The following is a 19,110-nucleotide window of genomic DNA, read 5'->3' as shown; positions in this document are numbered from 1 at the left end:
ATGATCAGACAATGGATGTTGGACTATTGTGATGATGTACTGCATGATGAAGTTGTTGCTTGTCAGAAGCATAAACAGGCTTGTAAACGATTTTTAAATGATATAGAGCGTGAAGGATCTGAAGATTTTCCCTATGTTTTTAAGGAAGAGAAGGCACTTCGTTTTTTAAAATGGATGTCTTTATTTAAACATACAAAAGGGAAACTGGCTGGACAAAGGATTGAACCGCATTCCATACAAATTTTCGTATTTAGCAATATTTATGGATGGGTGCACCGAAATACAGGATTAAGGAGATTTAAAAAGGCATATTGGCAAGTTGGACGTAAAAATGCAAAGTCACAATCTTTAGCATGCGTGGGCTCATATGAAGCAATGGCCTTTGGTGAGAATATGTCGGAAGTATATGTTGGTGCCACAAAAACAGAGCAAAGTAAAATTGTCTGGAATGAAATGAAAGCACAAATGAATGGATGTGAGGATTTAAAAGGAAAGTTCAATATTGCGTATGGGAAAATTGAACACCTTAAAACGGATTCTTTTATTTCAGCACTATCAAAAGACGCTGGGAAATCTGGTGATGGGCTGAATGTTCAGTGCGGAATTATTGATGAGTATCATGCGCATCCTACTTCTGAAATTTATGATGTTCTGGTGTCAGGTTCGGGTGCTCGTTCGAATCCACTGATGATGATTATAACAACAGCTGGTTTCAATTTGAGTCATCCTTGCTATCGTGTGGAGTATCAATATGTTTCTAAGATTTTAGACCCTAATGTTGATATTGAAAACGAAGAATACTTTGTCATGGTTAATGAGTTAGATAAAGATGATGAGATTACAAATCCAGAAGTGTGGGAAAAAGCAAATCCAATTCTATGTAGTTATGAAGAAGGGCGTTCTTTTTTAAAAGGAGAACTTCAATCAGCATTAGATGTACCTGAGAAAATGCGTAATTATCTCACGAAAAACATGAATCGTTGGGTGGATAGGAAAGAAAATGGCTACATGGATATGCAAAAATGGAAGGATTGCAAGGAAACGGTGGAATTATCCGAATTAAAAGGATTGGAATGTACAGTAGGTGTCGATTTATCAGCCAAAATTGATTTAACCAGTATCTCATTTGAGTTTAAAAAGGATGATATATACATCGTCTTGAGTCATAGTTTTATGCCAGAAGATACATTAGCTGAAAAACGAAAAACGGATAAAGTCCCTTATGATCTATGGGTACAACAAAAATGGATTACCACAACACCGGGTGCGGTAGTTGATTATGAATATATTAAAACACATATTAGAAATATGGAAAAAGACCATAAATTTAAGATTAAAGAAATATGTGCAGATCCATGGAATGCAACGCAATTTATGCAAGACATGGAAGCGGAAGGGTATACGATGATAGAAATACGCCAAGGGATGGCAACTTTATCAGGTCCTACAAAAGATTTTAGAGAACAAGTGTATCTAAAGAAAGTCATCCACAATAACAATCCTGTATTAAATTGGGCAACGAGTAACGCGATAACAAAACAAGATGCGAACGAAAACATCATGTTGGACAAGTCAAAAGCAACAGAACGAATCGATCCGATAGCGGCTGTCATCAACTCACATGTTCGTTGTATGCTGAATTCTGGCGAAATGGACTTAAACTCCTATATTTTAAGTCAAGATTTCTCATTTTAGGAGGCATGATATGCGATTTTTATACGTTTTTCTTACCATGTTAGAAGATATTTTTATCATTTCGGGGTTGTCCGTTATCATTGGGACGACTTTTTGTGTGGCTCCTGTATATGGGTGGTATGTACTTGGAATCACTCTTACACTGATCGGGGTGGTGATGGCGAGGAAATAGAGGGGAGGTGAAAATATGATATTCCGAAATTTATTTCGAAATCAGGACACAACAGACCTAAGAAATCCAGCACCTTGGTTTCGGAGTTTATTTAGTTATGAAGCAACGAGCGGAGAACGGGTTACCGTAGAATCTTCGTTAGGTGTACCAACGGTATACCGATGCGTGAACATTTTAGCGAATAGTGTGGCGATGCTTCCGTTTCAAACGTTTAAAAAGACAGCGAAGGGAAGAGAACGGGATAAGGCGCATCAAGTCTCATTTGTGTTGGAAAGGCGCCCGAATCCGTACCAAAGCCCGTTTAAATTTAAACATGTAATTGAAACGCACCGCAATACATGGGGAAATGCTTACATCAACATCCACTGGGGATTGGATGGAAGGCCAAAAGAATTGTGGGTATTGAATCCAGCTGTTACAAACCCCGTTATTGATGTGAAAACAAATCAACTGTGGTATTTCACGAGTTTACCAGATGGGACACCTGTGAAACTAGCAGCTGACGATGTCATTCATCTCACGACATTATCGACCGATGGTCTGAAGGGGAAACCACCGATTCAAGTCGCAAGAGAATCGATTGGAAGCTCACAGGCAGCGCAAAAGTTCAAGGGGAAATTCTATAGGAAAGGCGCAACCCATAGTGGGTTGTTAAAGACAGCGCAACCCCTGAATAAAGAAGCGAAAGATAAGCTTCGTGATGCTTGGGAAGAAGCCAATACAGGCCTGAGTAATGCACAGCGTATTGCGATATTAGATGCAGGTCTCGAATTTGAAAAAGTGGGTATGCCGTTAAAAGATGCCCAGTTTATTGAAGGAATGAAGTTTGATAAAGGTGAAATCGCAAATATTTTTAACATTCCCTTGCACATGATTAATGAATTAGATCGTGCGACATTCTCCAATATTGAACAACAGGCATTGGATTTTATTCAAAATACACTCAGCCCGATTCTTATTCAGTATGAAGAGGAATTTTCTTATAAAGTCTTTTCTTTTGTTGAACAAAAACGATATTATCTCAAGTTTAACTTAACCAGTCTGTTACGAGCGGACCAGAAATCTAGAGCGGAGTTCTATAACATTATGTTAGACCGTGGGGTGTTCTCGATTAATAAGGTATTAGAACTAGAAGACATGGATGGAATCGGGGAACACGGAGATAAGAATCGCGTGGATTTAAACCATGTATCCATTGAAATTGCAGATGAATATCAGTTAGCGAAAGCAGGAGCGCCTACGGGGGGAGGTGAAGAGGATGCATAATGTGTTTACCGTCAAAAATCAAACAGATTCTTCGGCGGATTTGTATATTTATGGTGATATCATTAATAATACTGCTTGGAAATGGGACGATTCGGATGTGATGCCGGATGATGTGAAAAACATGTTAGGACAACTGGATGATAAAAGTAACCTGAATATCTATGTAAATAGTGGTGGTGGTTCTGTATTTGCTGGTTTAGCTATTTATAATATGCTAAAGCGCAATAAGGCTCAAAAAACTGTTTATGTAGATGGTGTGGCAGCTTCGATTGCTTCTGTGATTGCTTTAGCGGGTGATCGTGTTGTGATTCCTTCGAATGCTTTCCTAATGATTCATAAACCCTGGACCATCTCTGCAGGGAATGCCAATGATTTTCGAAAGATGGCAGAGGATTTGGATCACATTGAATCTGGCATTTTGAATGTCTACAAAGAGAATCTGAAAGATGGTATTGGAATGGAAGAGATTCAGCAGTTAGTAGATGCGGAGACCTGGTTAAGTGGGGAAGAAGCCGAGAAATACTTCCATATTGAAGTTGTGGGAGCAAAAGAAATTGCAGCTTGTAGTAGTGATTACTTTGATAAATATCAGAAAACACCTAGTAAAGTAGTAGCAAAAGCGCCTTCTATTCCAAAGAAGAATAATAATGAACAATTAAAAATACAAAATGCACTAGACCTGTTAGAACTATAGGTCTGTTTTTTTGTGCCAATATGAGGAGGAAATCCAGAATGGATAAACGTGAACAAGAATTACGTCAAAAAGTTGCTGATTTGAAAGCGAAAGCGGAAGAATGTAATAACAGCGGTAAATATGAAGAGGCAAAGGCAAAAATTGAGGAAGCAAAAAACGCGAAAAATGAATTGGATAATTATTTAGCAATGATGCAAATTCAAGTTTCTGAACCTGTAAACTCACAAGCAGGCATATTGCCTCCATCATCCGTTCAAAATGAAGATCCATCATACAAAGACGTATTTATGAAAGCGATTCGTGGTCAACATTTAACGCAGGAAGAAGCAAGTGTGATGGAGGAATATAAAGCAGCACTATCTGAGAATACAGGAAAAGATGGCGGTTTTATTGTTCCAGAAGATATTACAACAACGATTAATCAGCTAAAGCAAACAGTAGATAGCTTAGAACAATATGTAAATGTACAACCTGTTTCAACAAACAAGGGAGCTCGCACATTAGAAAAACGTGCAGCATCTACACCCTTTGCGCCATTATCTGAGTATGGGAAACCAAATGCGATGCAAGAGATTGCTTCTCCTGAATTCGATCGTTTATCTTATGCAATTGAGGATTATGCAGGTTTTTTACCAGTACCCAATGATTTATTAGATGATACAGATCAAGCGTTAGAAAGTTATTTACGTCAATGGATTGCGAAGAAATCGATTGCAACTCGTAATTATTTAATTTTACAAGAAATCAACAAATTAACAAAAGTTGATTTAAAAGATTATAAAGGCATTAAAACAGCATTACATGTCACATTAGATCCAGCTTTCTCGGCTGTAGCAAACATTATTACAAACCAAGATGGATTCAATTACTTAGATCAGTTAGAAGATAAAAATGGACGCCCACTACTTCAACCAGATCCAACAAATCCAACTCGTAAGCTGTTCGCTGGTAAACCCGTTATTGTGTTGTCTAATAAAACAATTGCGACAGATAAAGACGGAAAAGCACCTTTCATTGTTGGTGACTTAAAAGAGGCAGTTATTCTTTGGGATAGAAAACAATTATCTATTGATATGACGAAAGAAGGCGGGAATGCATGGAGAACAAACACTTCTGAGTTCCGTGCGATTGAACGTGAAGACGTGACATTATGGGATGCAGAAGCGGTTGTATATGGACAGATTGTGGTTACACCGAAAGCAGGGGCGTAATCCGGTAGGAGGTGCCCTTCTTGGTACTAACAGTAGAAGAAGCGAAAAAGTATCTTCGTGTGGATGGTGATGAGGAGGACGATCTCATTACATCTTTCGTAATCGCAGCTGAAATCTATATTCAAAATGCAACACGTCAGGATGTGAAACTAGATAGCGAGCTTGCCAAATTGGCAGCTCGTATTTTAATCTCTCATTGGTATGAAAACCGTGAAGCGGTTGGGAAGGCTGAACAATTGGCATTTAGTTTGCAGTCAATGTTAATTCAGTTGCAGTATTGTGGTGGTGATGCAAGTGAATCCGGGTAAATTAGATAAACGTCTTACCTTTCAAGTGAAAGACGAGGAAGCAAAGAGTCCAGACGGTGATCCAATAGAAAGTTATAAAGATTCTTTTACTGTATGGGGTTCTTTTATTTTTTTAAAAGGAAGAAAATACTTTGAAGCAGCCGCAGCTAATAGCGAAATCCAAGGTGAAACGGAAATCCGATATCGCATTGATGTAAATGCTGATATGAAGATGAAGTATAAGAACGTGATGTATGACATTATTTCAGTTATTCCAACTGAAAAACACACCTTATCAATTATGTGGAAGCGTGGTGGAATGAATGGCTGATGGTGTTGATTTTTTAGGCTTTGATCGCTTGATATCTGAATTAGAACAAATGGGTTTACGTGGAGAAAAGATTGAGGATAAAGCCCTTGCAGCAGGTGGAGAACCTATTCGAAAAGCTATTTCTGAAATAGCGCCAAGGAGTGATAGTCCTAAAAGAGCAACAAAAAGTGAACCGTGGCGTACAGGACAACATTTGGCTGATCATATACGAGTTACAAAAGCTAAAATGGAAGGCGGCATAAAAACGATTAAAATCGGGATAGATAAAGCAGATCGTTCTCCATTCTTTTATGGGAAATTCTTAGAATGGGGAACATCTAAAATGCCAGCAGAGCCATTTATAGAACCAGGATTTCATTCTTCAAAAGCAGAAGCGGTACGTGCTATGACAGACATCTTAAAGAACGAGATGAGGCTAAATGTATGATAAATTTACGACCTGAAATCGTGCAAGCTCTTGAAAATAATCAGGAGCTTGTTTCTTTATTAGGTGGAAGACGTGTGTATTATCGTAAAGCCAAAAATGCTGAAGAGTTTCCACGGATTACATTTTTTGAATTAGACAATAGACCAGATGGGTTTGCGGATAATGATGAAAGTGAAAGTGAAATCACATTCCAAATCGATATTTGGTCAAAGAGTAGCACAACAGCAATCCATCAAAAAGTAAATGAAATCATGAGAAGTATTGGTTTTTCACGTTATGCGGTAGCTGATTTGTATGAAGATGATACACAAATTTTTCATTATGCGATGCGATTCGCAAAAGGAGTGGAGTTATAGATGGCTGGAGAAGTGATTAAAATTAGTTCGACTGTCGGTGTAGATAGCCTTGTTTACGCAAAGTTATTGAAAGATGATGCAACAGGTGTTGACTATAGTGCAGTGAAAGAAATGGAAGGCGCTGTAAAGATTAAAACCTCTAAAAAGGTAGCTTCTGAAATTATGTGGAGCGATAATAAAAAATCAGAAATTGCTGAGTCTGATGGGGAAGTAGAAGTAGAGATTGAACTTCGTAGTATTTCATTATCAACAAAAGCAGATATTGAAGGGTATCCAGAAGTGAAAGACGGTGTATTAGATGAGAGACGCGAAGGTGAAAAGCCTTATGTAGCAATCGGATGGCGTTTCTTAAAGGCTAACGGAAAATATCGATATGTTTGGCTATTAAAAGGAAAACTTTCACAAGAGGAAGAAGAAGGCGAAACGAAGAAGGATAAGCCTAACTTCCAAACAACGAAACTCAAAGGTTCGTTTATTGAGCGTGATTTTGATGATAGACCAAAATTTACAGCTGATGCGGATGAACCTACCTTTACAAAAGCTGTGGGAGATAATTGGTTCAAAAAGGTATATGAAAAAGCGGTAACGCCATCACCAAAATAAATGAAATAGAGGGGGAATCCCTCTATTTTTTAACAGGAGGACGAAACGATGAAATTATTTTTACGAATTGATGGAGAACAACACATTTTTAATATGCCAACATTCATTCCAGCGCGTTTGATTCGTCAAGCGCCTGAGCTTGCGGATATTCCAAATAACCCTGGTCCGGAGGACATGGATAAAATGGTTCAATATGTAGTAAAAGTGTACGGTGAACAATTTACATTGGATCAATATTGGGATGGTGTAGATGCTCGCAAGTTCTTATCGACCACAACAGAAGTCATTAATGCCATTATAAACGAAACGGTAGAAGCGGCTGGTGGTACATCAGGAACTGGAGAAGAAACAAACCCAAACGCGTAGAGGGAGGAGGGCTCACGTTCACTGAGTTTATGGACGAGCTCTACCTCTCTTTATTACGTCAGGGATATAAACATCATCATATCGATAATGAAATGGATATTTGGCATTATGTAAGACTGAACCAAAAGTATCGTGAACAAGATCCTTCAAGTAGTGGAAATCAGAATTCAAATGAAATCGAAGTTCCCGCAGAAAACATGATCTAACAAAGGGGAAGATGATGGCAAATGAAATGAATAATTTAGTCGTTAGGCTGTCCCTTGATAATGTGAATTTTCGTCAAGGTATAGCGAATTCAGGACGTGCCGTAAGGACATTGCAGAATGAATTGAAATCAATCAGTACTGGTATGGGTGGCTTCGCTAACGCTAGTGATCAAACGCGTGCTAAAACAGATGCGCTGAATAGATTGATTGAAGCGCAAAAAGAAAAAGTTAGAGCATTACGCCAAGCCTATGATCAAAATAAGGCTAAGTTGGGTGAAAATGATGCAGCAACCCAGCGATACGCTTCACAGGTCAATAAAGCGGTTGCTGATTTAAATAGGTTTGAAAATGAATTAAAACAAGTAAACCGTCAAGCTGAACAAAAAGGGATGGACAAGTTAAACAACTCTTTAAAATCCCTGCAGGCTGAATTTCAGTCTATTACAACAGGCATGGGCGGTTTTTCTCATGCAACGGAGCAAACGCAAGCGAAAGTAGATGTTTTGTCTCGTATGGTAGAGAAACAGAAAGAAAAGATTCGGGAACTTCAATCAGCATATAATCGGGCCAAGGCAGAAGAAGGAGAAGCGAGTCAATCCGCACAGCGGTATGCCGAGCAAATTCATCGGGCAACAGCTGAACTGAATCGGTTTGAAACAGAATTACAGCAGTCGAATCGTGAACTAGAACAACAAGGAAATAGACTTCTCAATTTTGGAAACCGAATGGAGTCATTGGGTAATCATTTACAAAACGCCGGCATGCAAATTGGCATGGTGTTTGGTGGAATGACGTATGCAATTGGTCGAGGTCTAAAATCAGCTGTGGAAGAATCCATGAATTTTGAGCAACAGATGGCAAACATAAAAGCTGTATCGGGTGCGACTGGACAAGAAATGAGTAAACTCTCCGAATTAGCGGTTAAGTATGGGGAAGATACAAAATATTCTTCTGTTGAAGCCGGAAAAGGGATGGAAGAATTAATAAAAGCCGGCGTTAGTTTAACGGACATTATCAATGGTGGATTAGAAGGAGCATTAAACTTAGCGGCAGCAGGTGAACTAGAACTAGGAGAAGCAGCAGAAATTGCTTCTACCGCCTTAAATGCATTTAAAAAAGATGGCTTGAGTGTTACTGATGCCGCTAACTTACTTGCAGGGGCTGCTAACGCTTCAGCCACTGATGTACATGAATTGAAGTATGGTTTGTCAGCTTCCGCAGCAGTTGCGGCTGGTGCAGGTATGACATTTAAAGATACGGCAACAGCTTTAGCCGTATTCGCTCAGAATGGGTTAAAAGGATCAGATGCAGGTACATCTTTAAAAACGATGCTGATGAGGTTGAACCCATCTACGAAAGAAGCATATAACAAGATGGCGGATTTAGGTCTTATCACATATAACGCGCAGGCTGGTTTTGATTTCCTTGTGAAAAATGGTGTTACGCCAGCATCTAGAAGTGTAGGAGACATCGAGGTTGCGCTAGAAAAGTATGTCATGCAAACGGAAGGCGTAACGAAATGGAATGATAAGTGTGATACAACATTCCGAGAGTTAGCTACCAGTTCCGCTTTCTTATCGTCAAAATTCTATGATCAACAAGGGAAAATTCAAAGCTTAGAACATATATCTGGCACTCTGAAAGAATCCATGAAAGGTTTAACAGACCAGCAACGAAGTATGGCTTTAGAAACATTATTCGGATCAGACGCAGTTCGTGGCGCAACGATTCTGTTTAATGAAGGATCACAAGGTGTAAATAAAATGTATACCGAGATGTCCAAAGTTACTGCTTTAGAAACCGCTAATACGAAAATGAACACGTTGAAAGGTCGTATCGAACAATTAAGTGGAGCGTTTGACACAATGAAAAAAACAATTGGTGATGCACTCGCTCCTGTGGTGAGTGCTTTTGTCGCTGGGTTGCAGAAGCTTGTGGATGGATTTAACTCATTACCAGGGCCAGTACAAAAGGCGATTGCCATTACAGGTGGTATTGTTCTTGCGATAACCGTTATCGTCACAGCGATAGGAGTATTTCTTGGGGCTGTTGGAATGGTTGTTTCAGGTATCGGTGCTTTATCTTTAGCCTTAGCGCCAATTGGTGGGATTGCTGGAGCGGCAGCTGGAGCAGTTGGATTCTTAGGAAGTGCAATAGGGTTATTACTTGGTCCGATTGGATTGGTAGCAGCCGCTCTCATTGGGACTGGCGTTGTCGCATATAAAGCATATCAAAAAGCAACTGAAGACAGTATTGCTTCTGTAGATCGCTTTTCTACGAATACAGAGGGAAAAGTAAGTTCTTCCACAAAGAAAGTGCTAGGTGAGTATTTCAAGTTATCTGATGGTATTAGACAAAAGTTGACTGAAATGAGATTGAGCCATGAAGTAATAACAGAAGAACAGTCACAGAAGTTAATTGGACAATATGACAAGTTAGGTAACACGATTATAGAAAAAACAAATGCAAGACAACAAACAGAAGTGGAGGGATTGAAAAAGTTCTTTGCGGATTCGTATGTATTAACCGCGGAAGAAGAAAATAAGCGGATGGAACAAATGAATCAACATTACGAACAAGAAAAGTTAAAGACGCAAGAAAAAGAAAATAAAATCAAAGAAATCATTCAAACGGCAGCAAATGAAAAACGTGACTTTACTACATCTGAAAGAATTTCTTTACAGGCTTTACAAGATGAAATGGATAGGACAGCTATCCAACATATGTCTAAAAATCAAATGGAACAAAAAGTTATTTATGAGAATATGCGTGTACAAGCGAGTGAAATTACAGCTAGACAAGCAGCAGAAGTGGTTGAAAATAGTGCCAAAGCAAGAGATAAAGTGATTGAAGATGCGAAAAAGACTCGTGATGACAAAATTGCGTATGCGATACGCTTGCGGGATGAATCAGGAGCATTGAATAAAGAAGAAGCGAACGCAGCGATTGCGGAAGCGAATCGTCAATATGAAAGTACGGTTTCTACAGCGCGGGATAGGCACCGAGAAATTGTGAGTGAAGCAAAATCCCAAGCGGGAGAACATACAAATCAAGTGGATTGGGAAACGGGTCAGATAAAATCCAAATACCAAGTCATGAAAGATGATGTCGTTCAAAAGATGAAAGAAACTTGGTCAGGTATAACGAAATGGTGGGAAGAAACCAAAATTTCAGCCGACAACAAGGTAGAGGAAATAAAAAATACAGTTTCGAGAAAGTTTGGCGAACAAGTCCAAGCTGTAAAAGATAAGATGAATGAAGTGAAAAGCAGTATCGAAGATAAATGGAATACAGTTGAAAAATTCTTCAGCACGATAAATCTACGCTCCATTGGTAAATCAATTATAGAAGGGCTTGGAAGAGGAATAGATGATGCTTCAGGAGGTTTGTTTAGTAAGGCTGCTGGAATTGCAAATGGCATTAAAAAGACTATTTCTGGAGCGTTAGAAATTAACAGTCCATCTAAGGTGATGATTCCAGTCGGTAGTGCCGTACCAGAAGGTGTTGGGGTTGGTATGGATAAAGGGAAACGATTTGCCCTTGATGCAGCAAAAAATGTAGTTGGAACGGTTAAGAAACAGATGGGGAATATGCCATCTGTTTTTGATTTTGGATTCCAAACTGCGCATTATAGTATCCCGCATCATACACTTGGTGATTTCAATGGGTATACGCAACCACAATCACCTTATAACAACGCACCTACAGCAAAAACAATGTTCTCGGATAGATCAGGTAGAGAACAAGAACTGAATGTAACGGTAAATATGACAAACGTTTTAGATGGAAAAGAATTAGCGAACGGAAGTTACGCATATACGACAAAGCTTCAAGATCGTGAACAAAAAAGAAGAGCGGAATTTTAAGGGTGGTGAGCACGTTGGGGAAACTCAGTTTTACTTTTAATAAGATCAGAAAAGATTATATTCAAATGCTAGTTGGAAGAAAACGCCCTTCCTGGGCTCCAGTTAAAAGAAAATTAGTAAGGGTCCCTCATCGCGCAGGGGCTCTTTTTCTTCATACAGAAACGGAGGAACGTCGTATTGATGTTCCTCTTGTAATTAGAGCGAAAAAAGATATGGCTGATTTACAAAAAGTAAAAGAAGATATGGCGGATTGGCTATATACAGAGCAACCGGCTGAACTTATTTTTGATGATGAGTTAGACAGGACTTATTTGGCATTAATTGATGGTTCTGTCGATTTGGACGAATTAGTCAATAGAGGTAAAGGGGTTATTACTTTTGTTTGTCCAATGCCATATAAATTAGGAAAACAAAATACTCATTCGTTCTCTCAAAATAGTTCTACTGAAGTCACTGCTTCTTTCGTCAATCAAGGAAATATAGAAGCACCTGCAAGTATTGAAATTGAAGCACAGAAACCAAGTACATTTTTAGATGTGTGGTTTGGTGAGTATCCCCATAATCGAGATTACTTTAGAATCGGTTATCCTTTAAAAACAGAGCAATTACCTGTAGAAAGAAATCAAAGACTTATATGGGACGAAATGACTACCACTGTAGGATGGAGTAAAGTCAGTTCAATGGAAGATGGCAATCCAGTCGGTGAAATGAAATCAGACGGTTATCAATTCTATTGTTCTAATTATGGTACAGGTACAGGAAAAGGCTGGAATGGTGCAGCTGTTAAAAAAAATATACCTAATGGGCCAGTGCAAGATTTTATTATCCAGGCTTATGTTACATGTAAAAGTAAACGTATCAATGAGATGGGTCGAGTAGAAATAGCGATATTAGATGAAAACAGTAAAGTGCTTTCAAAAATTGCTATGTCTGATGTGTTTTGGCAAGCTGAACAAAATTTCGGAACAATGGTAATTGGATATGATAATAAGCCGGGAAAAATAGGTTTGATTTATGAGAGTGGTGATTATCCAAACACTTGGAACCAATATCAAGGGCGATTGTGGATAGCTAGAACGGGAAATGTATGGGAGGCTTATATTTCGAAATTCCTTCCGGGGACGGAAAAAGATGATTCAGAACGATTTGTGCGGTGGACGGATGAAAATAACTATCATATGGAAAAAGCAGCACAAATCCAGATTAGCATGATGCAATGGCAAGATGTGCCGCCAGTAGAAGCAATGACCGTTTCAGATTTGAAATTCTGGAAAGTGAATGTAAATACTCAAAATAATCCGCCTTACATTTTTGATACGGGAGACAAGATTATAATTGATACAGAAAAAAGTCTTGTAACCATTAACGGTAAAAATGCGATTCATTTAAAAGACATTTTTAGTAATTTTCCCACTGTCATACGTGGTGAAAATCGTATTGATATCATGCCACCAGATGTGAAAGCAACTGTTCGTTATAGGGAGAGATACAGATGAGAACACCAAGCGGGATTTTGCATGTTGTGGATTTCAAAACAGATCAAATCGTTGCAGCTATCCAGCCACAGGACTATTGGGATGACAAAAGGCATTGGGAACTGAAAAACAATGTTGATATGCTGGATTTCACTGTTTTTGATGGAACTACTCATTCAGCTACATTACAACAACAAAATCTTGTTCTAAAAGAAGTTCGCGACGGAAGAATTGTACCTTATGTTATTAGAGAGACAGAAAAGAATTCAGACAAACGATCCATTACAACATATGCTTCAGGGGCTTGGGTTCAAATTGCTAAGTCAGGAATTATAAAACCGCAACGAATAGAAGGGAAAACGGTAAACGAATATATTGATATGGCCCTAGTAGGCATGAAATGGAAACGTGGGAAAACGGATTATGCAGGATTCCATACGATGACCATTGATGAATTTATGGATCCCCTAACATTTTTAAAGAAAATAGCTTCTTTATTCAAATTAGAAATTCAGTACCGTGTTGAGGTTCAAGGATCACAAATAGTTGGATGGTATGTAGATATGATTCAAAGGCGTGGCCGAGACACTGGTAAAGAAATAGAGTTAGGTAAAGACTTGATAGGTGTTACACGTATGGAACATTCAAGAGATATTTGTACAGCGTTAGTCGGATTTGTAAAAGGCGAAGGCGATAGTGTAATTACTGTTGAAAGTATTAACAGGGGACTTCCTTATATTGTTGATCATGATGCATTTCAACGATGGAACGAACGTGGTAAGCATAAGTTTGGTTTTTATACGCCAGAAACAGAAGAGTTACATATGACACCACAACGTTTAATGACGTTAATGGAAATAGAACTGAAAAAACGTATTAATTCTTCCGTTTCGTATGAAGTAGAGGCACAATCGATTGGACGTATTTTCGGACTAGCACATGAACTCATTAACGAGGGCGATACGATTCGAATTAAAGATACGGGCTTCACACCTAAGTTATACCTGGAAGCACGTGTAATTGCCGGTGATGAATCTTTTACAGATCCTACACAAGATAAATATGTGTTTGGTGATTATCGTGAAATTGCGGATCCGAACGAGGAATTACGAAAGATTTACAATCGAATCCTTAGTAAATTCGGTGAAAAACAAGAAATGCTGGATCAGCTAGATAAATTGGTGAAAGAAGCGAATGAAACAGCAAGTAGCGCTAAGAAAGAATCAGAAGCAGCGAAAACACTTGCTGAAAAGGTACAAGAGAATATGAAAAACAATACTGTTGAAATCATAGAAGCTAAAAATCCACCAACAACAGGGCTTAAACCTAATAAAACGCTATGGCGTGATACGAGTAATGGAAAGCCCGGCATTTTAAAAATATGGACAGGTACAGTTTGGGAATCGGTTGTACCAGATGTTGAATCAGTTAAGAAAGAAACACTAACACAGGTTAATAAAGATATTGAGTCCACAAAAACAGAATTAAACCAAAAGGTACAAGAAGCACAGAATCAAGCTACAGGACAATTCAATAAAGTACAGGAAGGTTTACAAGGTGTCAGTCGTACCATTTCTACTATCGAAAATAAACAAGGTGAAATCGATAAAAAAGTAACTAAGTTTGAACAGGATTCTAATGGATTTAAAACTTCTATTGAATCGTTAACGAAAAAAGGTACTGACATTAGCAATACATTACATACAGTTGAATCTACTGTAGAAGGTACAAAGAAGAATATTTCTGATGTGCAGCAAACAACAAGTGAGCTTAAGAAAACAACAACTGAAATGAAAGAAGAAGCAGGAAAAGTCACCGAGAAGTTGAGTAGTGTGGAGAAAAAGTTTGATGATATGAAGATTGGCGGACGTAACATTCTGTTAAGTACAGGTGGCACACTTAAATCTGACACAGGAACAACAGTGTCTAATATAGTAAATAAGTCATTTAAAATTGTGACGGATGGTTTATCGATGCTACAAGGGCAGCAGTTTACTATTAGTTTTAAAGCTAGAACTATTGGATATGAAAAGGGAACGCCGAACCCATGGGCTGGGGTAGAAGTGTGGATAAAGTATAAAGATGGTGAACAATTATGGCCTGGTGTTCGTTGCGAAAGTGATGTTAACGCAAATCAAGAATGGAAAACATATTCCTTTACTTATAATCTTAAAGATAAAGCAATTGAGGTTTTCAATCCACAAACGCTATTACGTAATGTTAAAGGCATGATCGAATTAAAAGAATGGCAAATTGAAATTGGAAATAAAGCAACAGACTATAAACCAGCGGCAGAAGATCAAGTAACAACAGATGAATTTACAAAGAAAACAACAGAGATTGTAAAAAATGTGGATGGAATTAAAGAAACAATCACAAAAGTAGAAAATAATCAAAGTGGATTTGATAAGCGTGTTGCGACTGTAGAAAAAGATGCAACTACTATTAAACAAAATGTCTCTTTCATACAAAATACGCAGACAGAACAAGGAAGACAATTACAAGAGGCGAAAGCTGGATGGGAAAATACTGCGAAAGCACTGCAAGGTAAAGTTGAGCTGAAACAAGTAGAGAATTATATTGCTGGGTTTAAAATCCCTGAGTTGAAGCAAACAGTTGATAAAAATAAACAAGATTTGTTGGGCGAATTAGCTAACAAACTTGCAACTGAGCAATTTAATCAAAAAATGACTTTGATTGATAACCGCTTTACTATCAATGAACAGGGTATAAATGCTTCAGCCAAAAAGACAGAGGTATACACAAAAGAGCAAGCAAATGGGCAATTTGCCACATCATCTTATGTAAGAGATATGGAAACACGTCTTCAGTTAACGGAAAAGGGTGTTAGCATATCTGTAAAAGAAAACGATGTAATCGCAGCATTCAATATGAGTAAAGAAAACATTACGTTGAATGCGAACAGAATTAACTTAGTAGGTTTTATTACAGCAAATCATATTAAAGGAAAAGTGTTAGAAGGGGTAACGCTTAAAACAAGTGGAAACAGATTTGTTGAAATAAATAAGCAAGACATGAAGATTTTCGATTCGGATAAGCCACGTGGCTATATAGGATTTATGGAAACAGATGATGGAAGTATTCAACCTTCATTAGTCCTTGGTTCTGATAATAGAAAATACGCTGGTACAGGATCATTTTATATTTATCAAGTCATGCCGCGAATGAATGGAGTTGATCAACCTTCTAAAGCATATGCGAAATTTGGGATTTCTAAAGGAGAAAATGCAGAAGGAACTAATATTTGGTCAAACTATATTCAAATGCATAATGACGGTGGACATCTGAGCGTATATTCAGATGGACAATTTCGTTTTCAAAACTTGAATAATATTATTTTTGAATCTGAAGGATGGGCTCCAGGATATGGTTACTTCTCTGTAACTACAACTGAACCACATATTTTTACAAATAACGCTGGGCAGTTTACTTTCAAAAGAAAAGGCAGTGACTATAAAATACATTTCGTAAACGGCACCACCGATCATGATTTAATTATGGGTAATGCAATGATAAGGTCAAGTTTTGTACAAGGTTATAACAATGGCTTGCAGATTAAAGATATGATGGGTAAGGGATGGAAAGATATAGAATTAAGAACATTACGAGCGCAAGAGAATATTAGCGCTACAGGGCGTATGTGGGCGCAAGAATTTATCCCTAATTCTTCTCGTACGCTTAAAACGGATATAAAAGACCTTCCATTCTCTGCTTTAGATAAAATCAACTCTGTAAACATCAAACAGTATCACTTTATAAGAGATGTTGAACGTTTCGAGTCAGGGGAGTCTATTACACTTCCAATTAATTACGGTATGATTGCGGAGGAATCTGACGATGTATTCACCACACCACAGAAAGACGCTGTAACACTTTATAGCTCGGTTTCAATTTCTATTCAAGCAATACAAGAAGTTGACTTTAAAGTTAAAAATCTTCAATTTGACCACGGTATATTGAAGCAGGAAGTTGATACTCTTAAAGAACAACTTGAAGCAGAAAAACTTGAGAAAGTTTCAATGAAAGCTGAAATTGCTGAATTAAAGGTATTAGTACAACAATTAATAAATGAGGAACCAAAGCAGTCATAAGCGGTTTGTATTTTGAACAACATACGGCATGGGCATAAAAATGGCTACCATGCATTCACTATGAAAAAGGTTGTCTCATAGTATATATAGATTGTTTTATTAAGATTTCAAAAAGGACGTGAATGCATTGGAAGATGTATATGCAAAAATCGATAGCTTAAAAGCAGAACAAAAAGAAATCATGCGAGATATACGAAATTTAGAGACGCGTACAACGATAAATGAAAAAGATATTTCAACGATTAATCAGCAACTAGAGAAAATTAGCATGAACACAACGTGGATTTTGCGCATTGTAATTGGTGCAGTTGTTATGACAATTTTAGGATTGATACTAAAAGGTGGCATGTAAAATGTAAGATAGCTGTATGAGTGAAAGAGAGACAAGCGTCTCTCTTTTTCTTTTGGAAAGGAGTTGGAAAACATGACAATTGAAATAGGCGTGTTGATTGCAGTACTATCACTCGCCATCAGCTATTTTGGTTACGCACTGAATAAGTCCAAGTCCATAAAAGCAGATGGACAACAAAGTGCCGAGGTCAAAGCAGAACTGGGTTATATTCGAAAAGGTGTGGATGATATCCGGATTGATTTAAAAGCAAGCGAAAAACAAATGGTAGCACTAGGAGAGCGGGTCACAAGGGTAGAGGAAAGTACCAAACAAGCGCATAAACGCTTGGATACAATCGAAAAGGAGACGGATTAGACATGACAAAAGAAAACATCCAAAAACGATTACGTAACTGGAAAACATGGGTGGCACTTGCCTCCCTTCTGGGATTTATTTGTGCAAAGGCTGGGTTACTGGAGACAAAAAGTTTTATTGATGAGGTACTCCCCTATATTTTTACATTGGGTGTCGCCTTAGGAATCTGGAGTAATCACGAAGGCTCAGCACAAACAGACAAATAAAAAACAAAGAGAACGCATCGCCAATCGGTGGTGCGTTTTTCTATGGGAGGAGAAACAAACATGAAACGATTACTAGGGATAATTGCAACATTATGTATCCTATTTTCACTTTCTACGAACGTTTTTGCTGATAGAATACTTCTGATACCTGATTTGCCGAAAACGCCATACAGGGGCGGTATAGGGGTATATGAAGGAGTGGTTGCCCACAGTACCGCAACACCTGAAGCACCAGCCATTAACATTCAACGTTATGAAACTCGTACCTGGAGAAATGCGTTCGTTCATTACGCAGTCGATTGGAATGAAACCATTCAAATTGCAGATACAAAGTATATTGCGTATGGTGCAGGACCAGGAGCCAATAAACGATTTGTTCATGTAGAGTTGTGTGAAACGGCTGATTACGCTAAGTTTAAACGGAGTTATGAAAAGTATGTAAGATTACTGGCCAGAATCTTAAAAGATAACAATCTATCCATAGAAAAAGGATTATGGACGCATAACGATGTGAGAAAGTACCTGGGCGGTACAGATCATGAAGACCCGATTGATTATTTACGTAGCCATGGTGTATCAGAATCACAGTTTAGAAGTGATGTGCAGCAGGCATATAATAACTCTAGTGTGGATGTTTCTGTTCCGTCTAAACCAGAAGAAGTACCAACAGCAGCAACAGATGGGAGTGCTTATATCCTTGGAAACAACGTAAACCTACGAAAAGGGCCAGGTACGAGCTATTCAGTTATTCGTCAGTTAAACAAACCTGAAGCGTATCAAGTGTGGGGAGAAAAAGATGGATGGCTCAACCTTGGTGGAGAGCAATGGGTGAAATATAATCCAGCGTATATTAGGTTTGAAAAGCAAGAATCAGTAAATCCAGTTGTAGGGAAACGTGTGGTTTCAAAAGTAGATAACCTTCGGTTTTATGATACACCGTCATGGCAGGGTAGCGCTGTAGCGGGTACAGTCGATAGTGGCGAAGGATTTATAATCGATGAAAAAGTAAGTGTGGATGGCTTCACGCAATTTAAAGTGCACAATAGTAAAGGGCGCACATACTATATGACATCAAGCGAAACCTTTGTGTATGTGAAGTAGGGAAGAGAAAACAAGGAGGTTTTCGCCTCC

Annotated in this window: 18 protein-coding genes; all 18 read left to right on the top strand. The window is 38.3% G+C overall.

Going from position 1 to position 19,110, the window contains the following annotated elements; genetic code table 11:
* The 18 genes from MHI28_RS06575 (at position 1) to MHI28_RS06490 (ending at position 19,080) form a co-directional block, all read left to right on the top strand.
* Positions 1–1,695: a terminase large subunit gene (locus tag MHI28_RS06575; RefSeq protein ID WP_340827711.1), complete on the top strand. Its 1,695-nt coding sequence runs from the start codon at positions 1–3 to the stop codon at positions 1,693–1,695.
* Between the two features lie 10 nt (positions 1,696–1,705).
* Positions 1,706–1,867, top strand: a complete 162-nt coding sequence (locus MHI28_RS06570; RefSeq protein WP_199665344.1) for a hypothetical protein — start codon at positions 1,706–1,708, stop codon at positions 1,865–1,867.
* A 15-nt stretch (positions 1,868–1,882) separates the two neighbouring features.
* Entirely contained in the window at positions 1,883–3,133 is a 1,251-nt protein-coding gene (locus MHI28_RS06565; RefSeq protein WP_197229016.1) for a phage portal protein, read from the top strand.
* Positions 3,126–3,827 carry a head maturation protease, ClpP-related gene (locus MHI28_RS06560; RefSeq protein WP_445661793.1) on the top strand — a complete coding sequence of 234 codons (702 nt, stop codon included), beginning with the start codon at positions 3,126–3,128 and terminating at the stop codon, positions 3,825–3,827. The genes MHI28_RS06565 and MHI28_RS06560 overlap by 8 nt, the downstream gene beginning before the upstream one ends.
* Positions 3,828–3,865: 38 nt before the next feature.
* Positions 3,866–5,038 (top strand): phage major capsid protein, encoded by a 1,173-nt coding sequence (locus tag MHI28_RS06555; RefSeq protein WP_098856404.1) that lies wholly within the window; start codon positions 3,866–3,868, stop codon positions 5,036–5,038.
* 20 nt (positions 5,039–5,058) lie between these two features.
* Positions 5,059–5,346 carry a head-tail connector protein gene (locus MHI28_RS06550; RefSeq protein ID WP_098856405.1) on the top strand — a complete coding sequence of 96 codons (288 nt, stop codon included), beginning with the start codon at positions 5,059–5,061 and terminating at the stop codon, positions 5,344–5,346.
* Positions 5,333–5,656, top strand: a complete 324-nt coding sequence (locus MHI28_RS06545) for a phage head closure protein (RefSeq protein ID WP_098856406.1) — start codon at positions 5,333–5,335, stop codon at positions 5,654–5,656. Before MHI28_RS06550 ends, MHI28_RS06545 begins: the two co-directional genes overlap by 14 nt.
* Positions 5,649–6,083, top strand: a complete 435-nt coding sequence (locus MHI28_RS06540; RefSeq protein WP_098856407.1) for an HK97-gp10 family putative phage morphogenesis protein — start codon at positions 5,649–5,651, stop codon at positions 6,081–6,083. The genes MHI28_RS06545 and MHI28_RS06540 overlap by 8 nt, the downstream gene beginning before the upstream one ends.
* Positions 6,080–6,439: a tail completion protein gp17 gene (gene gp17, locus MHI28_RS06535; RefSeq protein ID WP_065484889.1), complete on the top strand. Its 360-nt coding sequence runs from the start codon at positions 6,080–6,082 to the stop codon at positions 6,437–6,439. The genes MHI28_RS06540 and gp17 overlap by 4 nt, the downstream gene beginning before the upstream one ends.
* The gene (locus tag MHI28_RS06530) at positions 6,440–7,042 is read left to right on the top strand and encodes a major tail protein (RefSeq protein WP_098856408.1); all 603 of its coding nucleotides are present in this window, start codon (positions 6,440–6,442) and stop codon (positions 7,040–7,042) included. It begins immediately after the preceding gene.
* Positions 7,043–7,090: 48 nt separating this feature from the next.
* Positions 7,091–7,408 carry a phage tail assembly chaperone G gene (gpG, locus tag MHI28_RS06525; RefSeq protein ID WP_065484886.1) on the top strand — a complete coding sequence of 106 codons (318 nt, stop codon included), beginning with the start codon at positions 7,091–7,093 and terminating at the stop codon, positions 7,406–7,408.
* A 220-nt stretch (positions 7,409–7,628) separates the two neighbouring features.
* On the top strand, positions 7,629–11,480 hold the full coding sequence (locus MHI28_RS06520; protein ID WP_340827703.1) for a phage tail tape measure protein: 3,852 nt from the start codon (positions 7,629–7,631) through the stop codon (positions 11,478–11,480).
* Positions 11,481–11,494: 14 nt separating this feature from the next.
* Positions 11,495–12,976, top strand: a complete 1,482-nt coding sequence (locus MHI28_RS06515) for a distal tail protein Dit (RefSeq protein ID WP_336295027.1) — start codon at positions 11,495–11,497, stop codon at positions 12,974–12,976.
* Positions 12,973–17,067 (top strand): phage tail spike protein, encoded by a 4,095-nt coding sequence (locus MHI28_RS06510; protein ID WP_340827701.1) that lies wholly within the window; start codon positions 12,973–12,975, stop codon positions 17,065–17,067. Before MHI28_RS06515 ends, MHI28_RS06510 begins: the two co-directional genes overlap by 4 nt.
* 127 nt (positions 17,068–17,194) lie before the next feature.
* Positions 17,195–17,419 (top strand): hemolysin XhlA family protein, encoded by a 225-nt coding sequence (locus MHI28_RS06505; RefSeq protein ID WP_098856202.1) that lies wholly within the window; start codon positions 17,195–17,197, stop codon positions 17,417–17,419.
* A gap of 72 nt (positions 17,420–17,491) precedes the next feature.
* On the top strand, positions 17,492–17,773 hold the full coding sequence (locus MHI28_RS06500; RefSeq protein ID WP_098856203.1) for a hypothetical protein: 282 nt from the start codon (positions 17,492–17,494) through the stop codon (positions 17,771–17,773).
* A 2-nt stretch (positions 17,774–17,775) separates the two neighbouring features.
* A complete protein-coding gene (locus tag MHI28_RS06495) occupies positions 17,776–17,979 on the top strand; it encodes a hypothetical protein (RefSeq protein ID WP_098856204.1) in 204 nt (67 codons plus the stop codon).
* Positions 17,980–18,039: 60 nt separating this feature from the next.
* Entirely contained in the window at positions 18,040–19,080 is a 1,041-nt protein-coding gene (locus MHI28_RS06490; protein ID WP_098856205.1) for an N-acetylmuramoyl-L-alanine amidase, read from the top strand.
* The last annotated feature ends 30 nt before the right edge of the window (positions 19,081–19,110 follow it).

It is taken from the genome of Bacillus sp. FSL K6-0268 (assembly GCF_038005425.1).
GTDB classification, from domain to species: Bacteria; Bacillota; Bacilli; order Bacillales; family Bacillaceae_G; genus Bacillus_A; species Bacillus_A thuringiensis_S.
This window is presented reverse-complemented; position numbering and strand designations above follow the sequence as displayed.